Raw genomic sequence first — 13540 nt, forward strand, 5'->3', positions numbered from 1 at the left:
GCTTAGCGTGCGAGCGCGGCGCGGACCTTCTCCGCGACCGTCGCCGCGGCCGCGTCGGCCGGCAGCAGCGTCGCTTCGGTGTCGCGGCGGCCTTGGTACTCGATCTTGCCTTCCTTCAGCCCGCGCTCGCCGATCACGACGCGGTGCGGCACGCCGATCAGCTCCCAGTCCGCGAACATCACGCCCGGGCGCTCGCCGCGATCGTCGAGGATCACGTCGATGCCGGCCGCGACGAGCTCCGCGTACAGCTTGTCGGCGGCCTCGCGCACCGCGTCGCTGCGGTCGTAGCCCATCGGGCACAGCACGACCTCGAACGGCGCGATCGACTCCGGCCAGATGATGCCCTTGTCGTCGAAGTTCTGTTCGATCGCCGCGCCGAGAATCCGCGTGATGCCGACGCCGTAGCAGCCCATCAGCATCGGCTGCGGCTTGCCCGATTCGTCGAGGAACGTCGCGCCCATCGCTTCCGAATACTTGGTGCCGAGCTGGAACACGTGGCCGACTTCGATGCCGCGGCAGATGTCGATCACGCCCTTGCCGTCCGGCGACGGATCGCCCTTCTTCACGTTGCGCACGTCGGCGACGTCCGGCTCCGGCAGATCGCGGCCCCAGTTCACGCCTGCGATGTGATAGTCGACCTCGTTCGCGCCGACGACGAAGTCGCTCATGTTCGCCACCGTGCGATCGGCGATCACCTTCACCGGCTTCTTCGTGCCGATCGGGCCCAGATAGCCGGGCGGCGTGCCGAACCACTCGACGATTTCCTGCTCGGTCGCGAAGCGATGGTTCTTCAGCCCAGGCAGCTTCGACACCTTGATCTCGTTCAGGTCGTGATCGCCGCGCAGCATCACGAGCCAGATGGTCGGCTCGGTGCCTTCGTTGTCGGTTGCGAGCACGATCGACTTGATCGTGCGCTCGAGCGGGATGTTCAGCAGCTCGGCGACGGCTTCGCACTTCGCCTTGCCCGGCGTTGCGACCTTCTGCAGCGCTTCGACCGGCGCCGCGCGCTCGGCAATCAGCGGCAGCGCTTCGGCCGCCTCGACGTTCGCCGCGAAATCGGACGTCGGGCAGTACGCGATCGCATCCTCGCCGGTGTCGGCGATCACGTGGAATTCGTGCGAGAAGTTGCCGCCGATCGAGCCGCTGTCGGCCGCGACCGCACGGAACTCCAGCCCGAGGCGCGTGAAGATGCGCACGTACGCGTCGTACATCTTGCGATACGACTCGTCGAGACCCGCCGCATCCTTGTCGAACGAGTACGCGTCCTTCATGATGAATTCGCGGCCGCGCATCACGCCGAAACGCGGACGAATCTCGTCGCGGAACTTCGTCTGGATCTGGTAGAAGTTCACCGGCATCTGCCGGTAGCTCTTGATCTGGTTGCGCGCGATGTCGGTGACGACTTCCTCGTGCGTCGGCCCGATCACGAAGTCGTTGTCCTTGCGATCCTTGAAGCGCAGCAGCTCGGGACCGTACTGCTCCCAGCGGCCCGACTCCTGCCACAGCTCCGCCGGCTGCACGGCCGGCATCAGCAGTTCGATGGCGCCCGCCCGGTTCATTTCCTCGCGCACGATTGCCTCGACCTTGCGAATCGAACGCAGGCCGATCGGCAGGTAGTTGTAGATGCCGCCGGCGACGCGGCGGATCATGCCGGCGCGCACCATCAGCTTGTGGCTGACGATCTCTGCGTCGGCGGGTGCTTCTTTCAGGGTGCCGATAAAGAAACGGGAAGCTTTCATGCGGACGGTTCCAAAAACGGCGCCCCAGCGCGGGGCGCCCGAAAAAGTTTCAAGGTGAAAAAGCTGCGCGCGACGAACGGCGATGGCGCAGATGACGTAGCAGACTAATCAGGGACAATTCAGCCGGCGCGCCCCGCGCGGATTCGCTCCGTCACGGTGCGCAGCGCCCGTTATCTGTTTATAATCAAAGCAATTTTAAAGGATTCGAAGGTGGTTGTATGCTGGATCGTGAAGGCTTTCGCCCGAACGTCGGCATCATCCTCTTGAACGCGCGCAACGAGGTGTTTTGGGGCAAACGGCTCCGCGAGCATTCCTGGCAGTTTCCTCAAGGCGGGATCAAGTACGGCGAGACCCCCATGCAGGCGATGTACCGGGAACTGCACGAGGAGACGGGCCTGCTGCCGGAACACGTCAAGATAATCGGTCGTACTCGCGACTGGTTGCGTTACGAGGTGCCTGACAAGTTCATCAAACGCGAAGTACGCGGTCATTACCGCGGCCAGAAGCAGATCTGGTTCCTGCTGCGGATGGTCGGACGCGATTGCGACATTTGCTTGCGCGCGACCGATCACCCGGAGTTCGATGCGTGGCGCTGGAACGAGTACTGGGTGCCGCTCGATGCGGTAATCGAGTTCAAGCGGGATGTCTATCAGTTGGCGCTGACGGAACTGTCGCGCTTCCTGCGCCGCCCAGCGCAGCGAGCCGACAAGCCGCGTGGGCCGCGTCCGCCGCGCTATCCGCGCGTGCTGGGCGCGCAGCCTCCGCAGACGTTAACGAATGTCGACACATCGGTCGTCTGCTCCGAGGTCGAAGTGGAAGCGAGCACGCTCGACGAGATGCCGCCCCGCGTGATCGTCGGAAAGTGACGAGTCGAACTGCAAGACCGGGCGCGACCTTGGTGTCGCGCCCTTTTTTTACGAGGAATGCATATTGAAAGCGATTGCTCTCGCGCTCGCATCGATCGCAGCGGCGGCCGCCCTGGCCGGCTGCGCGAATTCGAAGGCGCCGACGAACAAGGATGACAGCGCGTTCGTGTATCTGCTCGATCGTCAGGGCACGTGGAAGGAAAACGCCGTCGATACGCTGCCTCCGCTGCCGCAGCCCGGCGATTTGCTGCCGTTCAACGTGTCGCAGAACACGCCGCTCAAGTTTTTCGTCGATGCGAAGTCGCTTGCAGTGGGCAGCGACGGCGTCGTGCGCTATACGGTCGTCGTCACGAGCCCGGCGGGCGCGCGCAACGTGATCTACGAGGGCATTCGTTGCGATACGTACGAATGGCGTCAGTATGCGGGGCTGAATTCCGACCACGACGGCTGGGATCGCACGGTCGAGAACGACTGGCGGCGCATCGAAAACGGCGAACTGAACGCATATCACGCGGCGCTGTACCAGGACTACTTCTGCGCGAACAAGATGCCGCAGGGTACGACGCAGCAGATTCTGGAAAACATCCGGTTCCATCGCACCGCGATGAGTCAGCTGCGTTGACGTCGCGGCGCGGATCATTCGCGCTGCATGCGACAAAAAAGCCCGCATCGTGCGGGCTTTTTTGTCGTCGACCGGCACGACACCGGCGGCTCACACGAGCACGAGGTTGTCGCGATGGATCAACTCCGGCTCGAGCATATAGCCGAGCACGGTCTCGATCTCGCCGCTCGGTTTGCGCTGAATCAGCTTCGACTCCGCGCTGCTGTAGTTCGTGAGGCCGCGCGCGACTTCGCGGCCGTCCGGCCCGACGCACGCGATCACCTCGCCGCGCGCGAACACGCCTTGCACGTCCGTCACGCCGATCGGCAGCAGGCTTTTGCCTCCGGCCGTCAGTTTCTCGACCGCGCCGGCGTCGATGACGACGTGGCCGCGCACCTGCAGGTGATCGGCCATCCATTGCTTGCGCGCGGCCATCCGCGCGGTGCGCGCGATCAGCTGTGTGCCGATCGCCTCGCCTGCCGCCAGCCGCACGAGCACGTCGGCCTCCCGGCCGCTCGCGATCACCGTGTTCGCGCCGCTGTGCGCAGCACGCTTCGCTGCGAGGATCTTCGTCAGCATCCCGCCGCGGCCGAGGCTCGAGCCCGCACCGCCCGCCATCGCCTCCAGCTCGGGTGCGCCCGCATTGGCCTGCTCAACGAGCGTCGCGTTCGGATCCTTGCGCGGATCGGCGGTGAACAGCCCGGACTGGTCGGTCAGGATGATCAGCGCATCGCCTTCGATCAGATTCGCGACGAGCGCGCCGAGCGTGTCGTTGTCGCCGAACTTGATCTCGTCGGTGACGACCGTGTCGTTCTCGTTGATGATCGGCACGACGCCGAGCCGCAGCAGCGTAAGCAGCGTCGAGCGCGCATTGAGGTAGCGTTCGCGGTCGGCGAGATCGGCATGCGTGAGCAGGATCTGCGCGGTACGGATGTCGTGCTCGGAGAAACGGCTTTCGTAGACCTGCGCGAGGCCCATCTGACCGACTGCTGCAGCGGCCTGCAGTTCGTCGATCTCACGCGGCCGCTTGCTCCAGCCGAGCCGCTGCATCCCTTCCGCGATGGCGCCCGAGCTGACGAGCACGACTTCCTTGCCTTGGGCGCGCAGCGCGGCAATCTGCGCAGCCCAGCGGCCGATCGCAGCATGATCGAGCCCTTTGCCGTCGTTGGTTACGAGGCTGGAGCCCACCTTCACCACCAATCGCTTCGAATCCGCGATGATCGAACGCATCGTGCGCTGTCTCCTGTGTGATGCGCGATTGAAAATTCAGTGCGCCAGACCGCTCGTCCGGCGCGTTCCGCAGCCGCTCACGCACCGCCGCCGGGCGCCGCCCCGTCGTCGACAGGCGGCGTGTCGCGGAAGCGCACGTCAGCCGCGAGATCTTCCTCCTCGGCCGCGCGATGCGCGTCCGAATGCTCGGCCAGGTAGTCGTAGATCGCATAGCACAGCGCTTCGCAGCCCTGGCCGGTGAGCGCCGATATTTCGAATACGGGGCCGTCCCAGCCGAAGCGCTCGAGGAAATCGGCGACGCGCGCTTCGCGTTCGTCGTCCGGCACCATGTCGAGCTTGTTCAGCACGAGCCAGCGCGGCTTGTCGTAGAGCGCTTCGTCGTATTTGCGCAGTTCTCCGACGATCGCCGTCGCTTCGGCAACCGGATCGACACCCTCGTCGAACGGCGCGAGGTCGACCAGATGCAGCAGCAGGCCCGTGCGCTGCAGATGCCGCAGGAACTGGTGGCCGAGACCCGCGCCTTCGGCGGCACCTTCGATGAGGCCGGGGATATCGGCGATCACGAAGCTCTTGCTCGGGCCGACACGAACGACGCCGAGATTCGGCGCGAGCGTCGTGAACGGATAGTCGGCGATCTTCGGCTTCGCGTTCGACACCGACGAAATGAACGTCGACTTGCCCGCGTTCGGCATGCCGAGCAGCCCGACATCGGCGAGCACCTTCAGTTCGAGCTTCAGCATGCGCCGCTCGCCCGGCTTTCCGTCGGTCTTCTGCCGCGGCGCACGGTTCGTGCTCGACTTGAAATGCAGGTTGCCGAGGCCGCCGGCGCCGCCTTTCGCGAGCATCACCTGCTGGCCGTGCTCGGTGAGATCGGCGATCAGTTCGCCGGTGTCCATGTCGGTAATGACCGTGCCGACCGGCATGCGCAGCGTGATGTCGTCGCCGCCCCTGCCGTAGCAATCGGAGCCGCGGCCATTTTCGCCGTTGCGCGCGAGATGCTTCTTCGCGTAACGGTAGTCGATCAGCGTGTTGATGTTGCGATCGGCAATCGCATAGACGCTGCCGCCCCGGCCGCCGTCGCCGCCGTCCGGCCCGCCGAACGGAACGAATTTCTCGCGGCGCATCGACGCGCTGCCATCACCTCCATCTCCGGCGATGACTTCGATTCGTGCTTCGTCAATGAACTTCATTCGTTACTCCGTCCAGTATTTCCGCTATTGTGCCGCGCGCCGGCGAGCTTGAACAATCGGCCATTCGGCCATCGTTCGCCGGATACGCGGCGGCCGCCGCCACGCACATGCGTGCGACGACCAAATAAAAAAGGCCCCGCGTAGACTGCGGGGCCTTTCGGCTACGAAGCCCGGGATGCCTGAATTCAGGCAGCTGCCGGGACGACGATGACCGTATGCTTCTTGTCCGCGCCCTTCGTCGCGAACTTCACGTGACCGTCGACCAGCGCGAACAGGGTGTGATCCTTGCCCATGCCGACGTTCTCGCCAGCGTGCATGCGCGTGCCGCGCTGACGCACGATGATGCCGCCTGCGTTGATCGCTTGGCCGCCGTACACCTTCACGCCGAGACGTTTCGACTCGGAGTCGCGGCCGTTCCGGGACGAGCCGCCTGCCTTTTTGTGTGCCATCTGATTGCTCCTTTACCGAGGCGCTTACGCGTTGATCGCGTCGATGCGCAGCTCAGTGTAGTTCTGGCGGTGGCCGCCGTGCTTTTGGTAGTGCTTCCGGCGACGCATCTTGAAGATGGTGACCTTGGCGTGACGACCGTGCGACACGACGGTGGCCTTGACGGAAGCCCCACTGACCAGCGGCGTACCGAACTTAATCGATTCGCCTTCGCCCACTGCGAGAACCTGGTCGAGCGTGATTTCAGCGTCAATGTCAGCCGGTATCTGTTCTACTTTGAGTTTTTCGCCAACGGCAACCTTGTACTGCTTGCCGCCGGTTTTTATGACCGCGTACATTGAGAACCTCACTCTGGATCCATTTTTCCGCACACCACGCGCGGAAAACACGTGATTATACAGAGGGTTAGCATCGAAGTCAAAGCCGATCCGCGATTGCCGGATGCGCGCTTCGGCCGAACGGCCAAAATCGCGGCCCGGGCACGTCCGACAGACCGGGATATCGCCGATTCGACTTATAATCCGCGGCATCACCCAATTCCATCATCATGTCGTCGTCCACCGCCTCCCCCACCCTCAGCGCCGCCCATCTGCTCGCCCCGATCGCCAGCGACATGGAGCAGGTGAATCGCGTCATTCGGCAAAGCCTCGCGTCGGACGTGCTGCTGATCAACCAGATCGCCGAATACATCATCGGCGCGGGCGGCAAGCGGCTGCGTCCGGCATTGTTGCTGCTGGTCGCCGGCGCGCTCGGCGAAACGTCTCATCAGCGGCACGTGCTCGCCGCGGTCGTCGAGTTCATTCATACGGCGACGCTGCTGCACGACGACGTCGTCGACGAATCCGAATTGCGGCGCGGTCGCCAGACGGCCAATGCGCTGTTCGGCAATGCGGCCAGCGTGCTGGTAGGCGACTATCTGTATTCGCGATCGTTCGAGATGATGGTCGGCGTCGGCAAGATGCGCGTGATGGAGATCCTGTCCGAAGCGACGACGATCATCTCCGAAGGCGAAGTGCTGCAACTGCTGAACATGCACGACGCCGACGTCGACGAAACGCGCTACATGCAGGTGATCCGCTACAAGACGGCGAAGCTGTTCGAAGCGTCGGCCCGGCTCGGCGCGGTGCTCGCAGGCGCGGACGCGCCGACCGAAGCGGCGGCGGCCGAATACGGTCGCCGGATCGGCACCGCGTTCCAGATCATGGACGACTGGCTCGATTACGCAGGCACCGCCGAGGCAATGGGCAAGAACGCCGGCGACGACCTGCGCGAAGGCAAGCCGACGCTGCCGCTCATCTATCTGATCGAACGCGGCACGCCGGAACAGTCGGCGCTTGCGCGCGAGGCGATCGAACAGGGCGGCACCGATCGCTTCGACACGATTTTCGATGCGATCACGCGCTCGGGAGCGCTGGATCACACGCTCGAATGCGCACGGCAGGAAGCCCAGGCCGCAGCTGCGGCAATCGCCGCGTTCCCCGATTCGATCTATAAGGAAAGCCTGCTCGGATTGTGCTCGTATTCGACGTCGCGGCAGTCGTAATGCGCCGCGCGCGTTCGGTACGAACGCCCGGCGGCGACCTGCCCCGAAAAATTTCTTCGCCGAGGTATTCCATTTTCGAAGAAACGCCGCTATAGTTATGTTCTTGCTCGACGACGCAGCAGTCTTCAAGAAGATCGTGAAATCGTCCGAGTCCAAATCGGGGTGTAGCTTAGCCTGGTAGAGCGCTACGTTCGGGACGTAGAGGCCGGAGGTTCGAATCCTCTCACCCCGACCAGATTTGCAAAAAACCGTGCACGCCGTGCACGGTTTTTTTTTGCCCGTACACGCTGTCGACACGTGCCGCGCACGACACATCGCGGCCGCCGGCCTCTGCTATATTCGCTCCATCCCTGTCCTTCACTCCCTTTCCGCCGCGTGGACCAAATTCCCTTATGGGCGCAAATCGGCGCCGTCTTCCTGCTTCTCCTCTGTTCCAGCTTCTTTTCGATTTCCGAGACCGCGATGATGGCGCTCAACCGTCATCGGCTGAAGCATCTCGCCGGTCAGGGCGCGCTCGGCGCAAAAACCGCGCAGGGCCTCCTTACTCGCACCGACTTGCTGCTCAGCGTGATCCTGATCGGCAACAACCTGTTCAACACGATCATTCCGGTGCTCACGACGTCGATCGCGCTCCATACGTTCGGCCGTAACAATCTCGCGCTGTCGATCGCGACCGGCATCGTCGCGTTCCTGATCATCGTATTCGCCGAAATCGCGCCGAAGATCGTCGGCGCGACGTTTCCCGAGCGCATCGCGCTGCCCGCGAGCCTCGTGATCGCGCCGCTGATGCGCGTGTTCAAGCCGGTCGTCTGGTTCGTCAACGCGCTCGCGAACGGCGTGCTGTGGGTGTTGCGCATCAACACGAAGAAGGGTCGCGATCAGCGCATGTCGGCCGACGAGCTGCGGGCGATCGTGCTCGAGTCGAGCAGCTTCATGCCGACCAAGCACCGCAGCATCCTGCTGAATCTGTTCGACCTCGAGAACATTACCGTCGACGACGTGATGGTGCCGCGCCGCCAGATCGAGTCGCTGAACTTCTACGCGCCGCTCGACGACATCCTGCATCAGCTCGAAACCTGCTATCACAACCGTCTGATCGTCTATGAAGGCGATATCGACAAGGTGCTCGGCGTGCTGCACGTACGCAAGACGCTCACCGCGTTGCACAACCAGGAATTCGATCGCGAAACGCTGCGCGCGCTGCTCGCCGAGCCGTATTACGTGCCGTCCGGCACGCCGGTCGTTCAGCAACTGCAGTATTTTCAGGAAAGCCGGCAACGCACCGCGCTCGTCGTCAACGAGTACGGGGAGCTCGAAGGCCTCGTGACGCCGGAAGACATCATCGAGGAGCTGATCGGCGAATTCACGACGTCGATGCCGCGCAGCGAACGTGCGGGCGGCTGGGACGACAACGGCGAATGCATCGTGGCGGCCAGCATGCCGCTGCGCGAACTGAACCGCTGGCTGCACCTGAAGCTGCCGACCGACGGGCCGAAGACGCTGAACGGCCTGATCCTCGAGATCCTCGAGGAGATTCCGGAAGGCGACGTGTGCCTGAAAATCGGCGACGTGATGCTCGAAGTGATGCGCAGCGACGATCAGGCGGTACGCACCGTCAAGCTGTTCAAGCCGCGCGGCGCGCGCGCGCGCGCCGCGGCGCGCTAGCCGAACGGCCGACTGCCGGCGCCGGCCGCGATGCGCGACCATCTGCAGGTCACGGATCAACGCGCGGCCGACGCGCCGGCTCACATGAACTTCCCTTCTTCCGCGCCGCCGCCGCGCATGCACCGCCCGCCGCCATCGCTGTCCGATGCGGCGCCGGCCACCGCGCGGCGTTCGCTCGATGCTGCGCAGCTCGACGATTCGCCCGCCGTGCGGCTGCTGACGGACACGCTGCACGCGGCTCGCGTACGCGATGCGTCCGATATCCATATCGAACCGTTCGACGTCGGCTGGCGCATCCGCCTGCGCATCGACGGCGTGCTGCACGAGCATATGCGGCCGCCCGCTCATCTGCGCGACGCCCTCGTGACGCGCATCAAGGTACTCGCGCGCATGGACATTGCCGAGCGCCGGCTTCCGCAGGACGGGCGGCTGCGCATCGCGGTCGACAGCGGTACGCGAGGCGACTATCGAGTCAGTTCGCTGCCGACGCTATTCGGCGAAAAGCTCGTGCTGCGCCGCCTCGAAACGCTGCCGCACGACCTGACGCTCACGCGACTGGGCTTCGATGCGCAGCAGGCCGCGGCGATGGAGACCGCCATCCGCGCGCCGCACGGGCTCGTGCTCGTGACGGGGCCGACCGGCAGCGGCAAGACCTTGTCGCTCTACTGCGCATTGCAGATGCTCGATCGCGACGCGCACAACGTCTGCACGGTCGAAGATCCGGCCGAAATCCAGCTCGACGGCATCAACCAGGTCGGCGTCGCCGAGAAGGCCGGGCTCACGTTCGCGACCGCGCTGCGTGCGCTGCTGCGACAGGATCCGGACGTGATCATGGTCGGCGAAATCCGCGATGCGGAAACGGCCGACGTCGCGATCAAGGCCGCACAGACCGGGCACCTCGTGCTGTCGACGCTGCACACGAACGACGCGCCGGCGGCCGTCGCGCGGCTGCTCGACATCGGCGTCGCGCCGTACAACCTTGCGGCCGCGTTGCGGCTCGTCACCGCGCAGCGCCTCGTTCGGCGGCTGTGCGGCGCATGCCGCGTACGCTCGGACGCGTCGGCGCAGTTGCTGCGCGAAGCCGGATGCGACCCGGCGGCGCTCGAGTCCGGCTGGCGACCGTACGTGCCGCGCGGCTGTCCCGCTTGTCATGGAATCGGTTATCGAGGCCGCATCGGTCTGCATCAGACGATGCCGGTTTCGCCCGCACTCGCCGAACGCATCGTTGCGCGGGCGAGCGTGGGCGAACTTGAACGATGCGCGGCAGCGGACGGCATGCGCAGTCTGCGCGATGCGGCGCTCGCGCACGTTCGCGACGGCACGACGAGCGTCGCGGAGGCCATCGCCGCGACACCGGACGCATGACCGCCATGCGCACGCCCACGCGCGAAACCCGCTTCGCATGGCGCGGCCGCTCACGGGACGGCACACCGCGCCGCGGAACCGTCGTCGCGTTCGACGCGGCGGCGGCGCGCGCGGCCCTCGCACGCGACGGCATCGCGGTACTGTCGCTCGATGCGCGCGGGCCGGCCCGACCGCCGGCGGCCGATACGCGGGACGTCACGCGCTTCACGCGCCAGCTCGCGAGCCTGCTGCAGGCCGGATTGCCGCTCGCGCCGTCGCTCGAGATGCTCGCGCGCACTCGGACGAGCGACGGCCTGCCGCGGATCGCCGCGGGCCTCGCGCGCGAAATCGTCGGCGGCCAGCGCTTTGCCGCCGCGTTGGCGCGTTATCCGTCGCAGTTCGGCACGCTGTATCGGCAGCTGATCGAGGTCGGCGAAGCCTCGGGTTCGCTCGGCACCGTGCTGACGCGCGTCGCGGAGCATCGCGAGCGTGCGGATGCGCAATGGCGCAAGCTGCGCGCGGCGCTCGCGTATCCGGCGGCCGTCATCCTGTTCGCGCTCGCGATCTCGGCCGCGTTGATGGTGTGGGTCGTACCGACGTTCCGCCAGATCTTCGACGGATTCGGCGCCGAACTGCCGGCGCCGACGCGCGCGCTGCTCGCGCTGTCGTCCGCGACGTCGGCGTGGGGCGGCGCATTCGCTGCGGGCGCCGCGGCGGCAGCGCTTGGCACGCATCATGCACTGCGGCGCTCGCCGCCGCTGCGCTACGCGTTCGCGCGACGCTTGCTCGGCGCACCGCTCGTCGGCAGCGCACTCGCGCGGTTCGCCGCCGCACGCTGGTGCCGCTCGCTCGCCACGCTGCTGGGCGCCGGCGTACCGCTCGCCGATGCATTCACGACGCTCGAGCGCGCGGCCGGTCATCCGGTGTTCGAGCAGGCCACTGCGCAGATTGCGGCACGCGTACTGCGCGGTGCGCGGCTGGCCGACGCAATGCATGCGGCGGGCTGCTTCCCGGACGACGTCGTACAGCCGATCGCCGTCGCCGAGGAAACCGGCACGCTCGACACGATGCTTGCCGACATCGCCGCGCTATGCGAACGGCAGCTCGACGCACACCTCGATGCACTCGCCGCGCTCGGGGAGCCGCTGATCGTGATCGTATTGGGCGCACTGGTCGGCGGACTCGTAATCGCGATGTATCTGCCCATCCTTCAATTGGGCAACGTGGTGTAGCATCGCAACCGATTCTGTCGCCTTTTAAGCCTGAACCGGAGCCTCATGACGTCCGCGCCGCTGTCCGCCGTTTTCGAATCGCCCGAGAGCGTGCTCGTCGCGCTCGCGATGCTGCCGCCCGCCGCGCAGTATGCGTTCGCCGTCGTGCTCGGCCTGTGCGTCGGCAGCTTTCTGAACGTGGTCGTGCACCGCGTGCCCGTGATGATGAACCGCGCATGGCAGGCGGAAATCGCGGAAGCCACCGGCAACGAGGCCGCCGTCCCGGATGACGGTTATCCGCCGCGCTACGATCTTTGGCGACCGCGAAGCGCATGCCCGCATTGCGGTCATGTGCTGCGCGCGTGGGAGAACATCCCGGTCGTCAGCTACGTGGCACTGCGCGGACGCTGCCGGCAATGTGGACACACGATCGGGGCGAGCTATCCGCTTGTCGAGATCGCCGCGGCGCTGCTCGCAGCCGGCTCGCTCGCGGTGTTCGGCCCGACCGTTGCCGCGCTCGCTGCGTTCGGTCTGTGCGCGGCGCTGCTCGCAATGAGCGCAATCGACATCCGGACCAGCTATCTGCCCGACTCGATGACGCTGCCGCTGCTCTGGGCCGGGCTCGCCGCGAACCTCGGCGGCACGTTCACGTCGCTGCGTTCGGCCGTGATCGGCGCGATGGCGGGCTATCTGTTCCTGTGGGCGATCTACTGGCTATTCAAATGGCTGCGCGGCATCGAGGGCATCGGCTTCGGCGATCTGAAGCTGCTCGCCGCGCTCGGCGCGTGGATGGGCTGGGCTGCGCTGCCGCAAGTCGTGCTGTTCGCCGCGGTCACCGGTGCAATCGTCGGCCTCGTCGCGATGTGGCGGGGCCGCATGCGCTTCGAGGAACCGATCCCGTTCGGCCCGTTCCTCGCCGCCGGCGGCGTGGCGACGCTGTTTTTCGGGACCCCTTTCTATCTGGCGCTCGGCACGTGACATGAAACGCCACCCGTATACACAGTGCCCGCTGCAGTGCCCACCGCACACCGACGAAGCATTCCGTTTGGTTGCCGCGGTGAGCGGAGGCTGACATGTTTTCGATCGGACTCACCGGCGGCATCGGCAGCGGCAAGACGACCGTCGCAGACCTGTTCGGCGTGCGCGGCGCGTCGATCGTCGACACCGACCTGATCGCGCACCGAATCACCGCGCCGGGCGGCCTCGCGATGCCGGCGATCGAGCAAGCGTTCGGCCGCGGCTTCGTCGCGCCCGACGGCTCGCTCGAGCGCGCCAGGATGCGCGCACTGATTTTCAGCAACGACGACGCCCGCCGGCGCCTCGAAGCGATCACACACCCGCTGATCCGGGCCGAGACCGAGCGCGAGGCCCGCGAAGCGCAGGGAGCGTACGTGATGTTCGTCGTGCCGCTGCTCGTCGAGTCCGGCACCTGGAAGGCGCGCACCGACCGCGTGCTCGTCGTCGACTGCGCGGTGGAAACCCAGATCGAGCGCGTGATGCGCCGCAACGGATTCACGCGCGAGCAAGTCGAGGCGATCATCGCGAGACAGGCGACGCGCGAAGCGCGGCTCGCCGCGGCCGACGACGTGATCGTCAACGACGCGACGACACCCGACACGCTCGCCGCGCAGGTCGATGCACTGCACCAACGGTATCTCGGGCTTGCCGCCGCCGCGCGCTGAGCGCACCGCATCATCGTGATGG

The 13540-nt window shown here is 65.8% G+C and carries 13 protein-coding genes and 1 tRNA gene; 9 read left to right on the forward strand and 5 right to left on the reverse strand.

What is annotated here, in order from left to right:
* Window positions 1–2: 2 nt before the first annotated feature.
* Window positions 3–1739, reverse strand: coding sequence for a proline--tRNA ligase (locus BUB20358_RS11540; protein ID WP_006765240.1), 1737 nt, complete (start codon window positions 1737–1739; stop codon window positions 3–5).
* A 218-nt stretch (window positions 1740–1957) separates the two neighbouring features.
* Here BUB20358_RS11540 and BUB20358_RS11545 point away from each other — a divergent pair, with 218 nt between their 5' ends.
* Both BUB20358_RS11545 and BUB20358_RS11550 read left to right on the forward strand, forming a co-directional pair.
* Window positions 1958–2605, forward strand: a complete 648-nt coding sequence (locus tag BUB20358_RS11545; RefSeq protein WP_006765241.1) for an RNA pyrophosphohydrolase — start codon at window positions 1958–1960, stop codon at window positions 2603–2605.
* A 64-nt stretch (window positions 2606–2669) separates the two neighbouring features.
* Window positions 2670–3227 carry a CNP1-like family protein gene (locus BUB20358_RS11550; protein WP_035973088.1) on the forward strand — a complete coding sequence of 186 codons (558 nt, stop codon included), beginning with the start codon at window positions 2670–2672 and terminating at the stop codon, window positions 3225–3227.
* A gap of 90 nt (window positions 3228–3317) precedes the next feature.
* On the opposite strand, the gene proB is transcribed toward BUB20358_RS11550, so the two are convergent.
* The 4 genes from proB to rplU form a co-directional block, all read right to left on the reverse strand.
* Window positions 3318–4436 (reverse strand): glutamate 5-kinase, encoded by a 1119-nt coding sequence (proB, locus tag BUB20358_RS11555; protein WP_006765243.1) that lies wholly within the window; start codon window positions 4434–4436, stop codon window positions 3318–3320.
* Window positions 4437–4513: 77 nt separating this feature from the next.
* Window positions 4514–5626, reverse strand: a complete 1113-nt coding sequence (gene cgtA / locus BUB20358_RS11560) for an Obg family GTPase CgtA (protein WP_006765244.1) — start codon at window positions 5624–5626, stop codon at window positions 4514–4516.
* Window positions 5627–5811: 185 nt separating this feature from the next.
* A complete protein-coding gene (rpmA, locus tag BUB20358_RS11565) occupies window positions 5812–6075 on the reverse strand; it encodes a 50S ribosomal protein L27 (RefSeq protein WP_006400419.1) in 264 nt (87 codons plus the stop codon).
* A 24-nt stretch (window positions 6076–6099) separates the two neighbouring features.
* On the reverse strand, window positions 6100–6411 hold the full coding sequence (rplU, locus tag BUB20358_RS11570; protein WP_006025184.1) for a 50S ribosomal protein L21: 312 nt from the start codon (window positions 6409–6411) through the stop codon (window positions 6100–6102).
* 209 nt (window positions 6412–6620) lie between these two features.
* Between rplU and BUB20358_RS11575 the strand changes: the two genes are divergently transcribed.
* The 7 genes from BUB20358_RS11575 to coaE all read left to right on the forward strand — a co-directional run bounded on the left by BUB20358_RS11575 (window position 6621) and on the right by coaE (window position 13518).
* Complete coding sequence (locus tag BUB20358_RS11575) at window positions 6621–7616, forward strand: polyprenyl synthetase family protein (RefSeq protein WP_006765245.1); 996 nt, start codon at window positions 6621–6623, stop codon at window positions 7614–7616.
* Between the two features lie 158 nt (window positions 7617–7774).
* Window positions 7775–7851: transfer RNA gene (locus BUB20358_RS11580), tRNA-Pro, on the forward strand.
* Between the two features lie 140 nt (window positions 7852–7991).
* On the forward strand, window positions 7992–9281 hold the full coding sequence (locus tag BUB20358_RS11585) for an HlyC/CorC family transporter (RefSeq protein ID WP_006765246.1): 1290 nt from the start codon (window positions 7992–7994) through the stop codon (window positions 9279–9281).
* An 84-nt stretch (window positions 9282–9365) separates the two neighbouring features.
* A complete protein-coding gene (locus BUB20358_RS11590; protein ID WP_035973431.1) occupies window positions 9366–10646 on the forward strand; it encodes a GspE/PulE family protein in 1281 nt (426 codons plus the stop codon).
* On the forward strand, window positions 10643–11857 hold the full coding sequence (locus BUB20358_RS11595) for a type II secretion system F family protein (protein WP_035973091.1): 1215 nt from the start codon (window positions 10643–10645) through the stop codon (window positions 11855–11857). Before BUB20358_RS11590 ends, BUB20358_RS11595 begins: the two co-directional genes overlap by 4 nt.
* 45 nt (window positions 11858–11902) lie before the next feature.
* Entirely contained in the window at window positions 11903–12814 is a 912-nt protein-coding gene (locus BUB20358_RS11600; protein WP_006765248.1) for a prepilin peptidase, read from the forward strand.
* Window positions 12815–12909: 95 nt separating this feature from the next.
* On the forward strand, window positions 12910–13518 hold the full coding sequence (gene coaE, locus BUB20358_RS11605) for a dephospho-CoA kinase (RefSeq protein ID WP_006765249.1): 609 nt from the start codon (window positions 12910–12912) through the stop codon (window positions 13516–13518).
* The last annotated feature ends 22 nt before the right edge of the window (window positions 13519–13540 follow it).

It is taken from the genome of Burkholderia dolosa, from assembly GCF_902499135.1.
Lineage (GTDB): Bacteria > Pseudomonadota > Gammaproteobacteria > Burkholderiales > Burkholderiaceae > Burkholderia > Burkholderia dolosa.

What these genes read in the sequence shown, in the direction of transcription:
- rpmA (WP_006400419.1), bottom strand. Translation starts at nt 6,075, where the DNA reads ATGGCACACAAAAAGGCAGGCGGCTCGTCCCGGAACGGCCGCGACTCC.
- cgtA (WP_006765244.1), bottom strand. Translation starts at nt 5,626, where the DNA reads ATGAAGTTCATTGACGAAGCACGAATCGAAGTCATCGCCGGAGATGGA.
- BUB20358_RS11595 (WP_035973091.1), top strand. Translation starts at nt 10,643, where the DNA reads ATGACCGCCATGCGCACGCCCACGCGCGAAACCCGCTTCGCATGGCGC.
- BUB20358_RS11600 (WP_006765248.1), top strand. Translation starts at nt 11,903, where the DNA reads ATGACGTCCGCGCCGCTGTCCGCCGTTTTCGAATCGCCCGAGAGCGTG.
- proB (WP_006765243.1), bottom strand. Translation starts at nt 4,436, where the DNA reads ATGCGTTCGATCATCGCGGATTCGAAGCGATTGGTGGTGAAGGTGGGC.
- BUB20358_RS11540 (WP_006765240.1), bottom strand. Translation starts at nt 1,739, where the DNA reads ATGAAAGCTTCCCGTTTCTTTATCGGCACCCTGAAAGAAGCACCCGCC.
- BUB20358_RS11545 (WP_006765241.1), top strand. Translation starts at nt 1,958, where the DNA reads ATGCTGGATCGTGAAGGCTTTCGCCCGAACGTCGGCATCATCCTCTTG.
- BUB20358_RS11575 (WP_006765245.1), top strand. Translation starts at nt 6,621, where the DNA reads ATGTCGTCGTCCACCGCCTCCCCCACCCTCAGCGCCGCCCATCTGCTC.
- rplU (WP_006025184.1), bottom strand. Translation starts at nt 6,411, where the DNA reads ATGTACGCGGTCATAAAAACCGGCGGCAAGCAGTACAAGGTTGCCGTT.
- coaE (WP_006765249.1), top strand. Translation starts at nt 12,910, where the DNA reads ATGTTTTCGATCGGACTCACCGGCGGCATCGGCAGCGGCAAGACGACC.
- BUB20358_RS11590 (WP_035973431.1), top strand. Translation starts at nt 9,366, where the DNA reads ATGAACTTCCCTTCTTCCGCGCCGCCGCCGCGCATGCACCGCCCGCCG.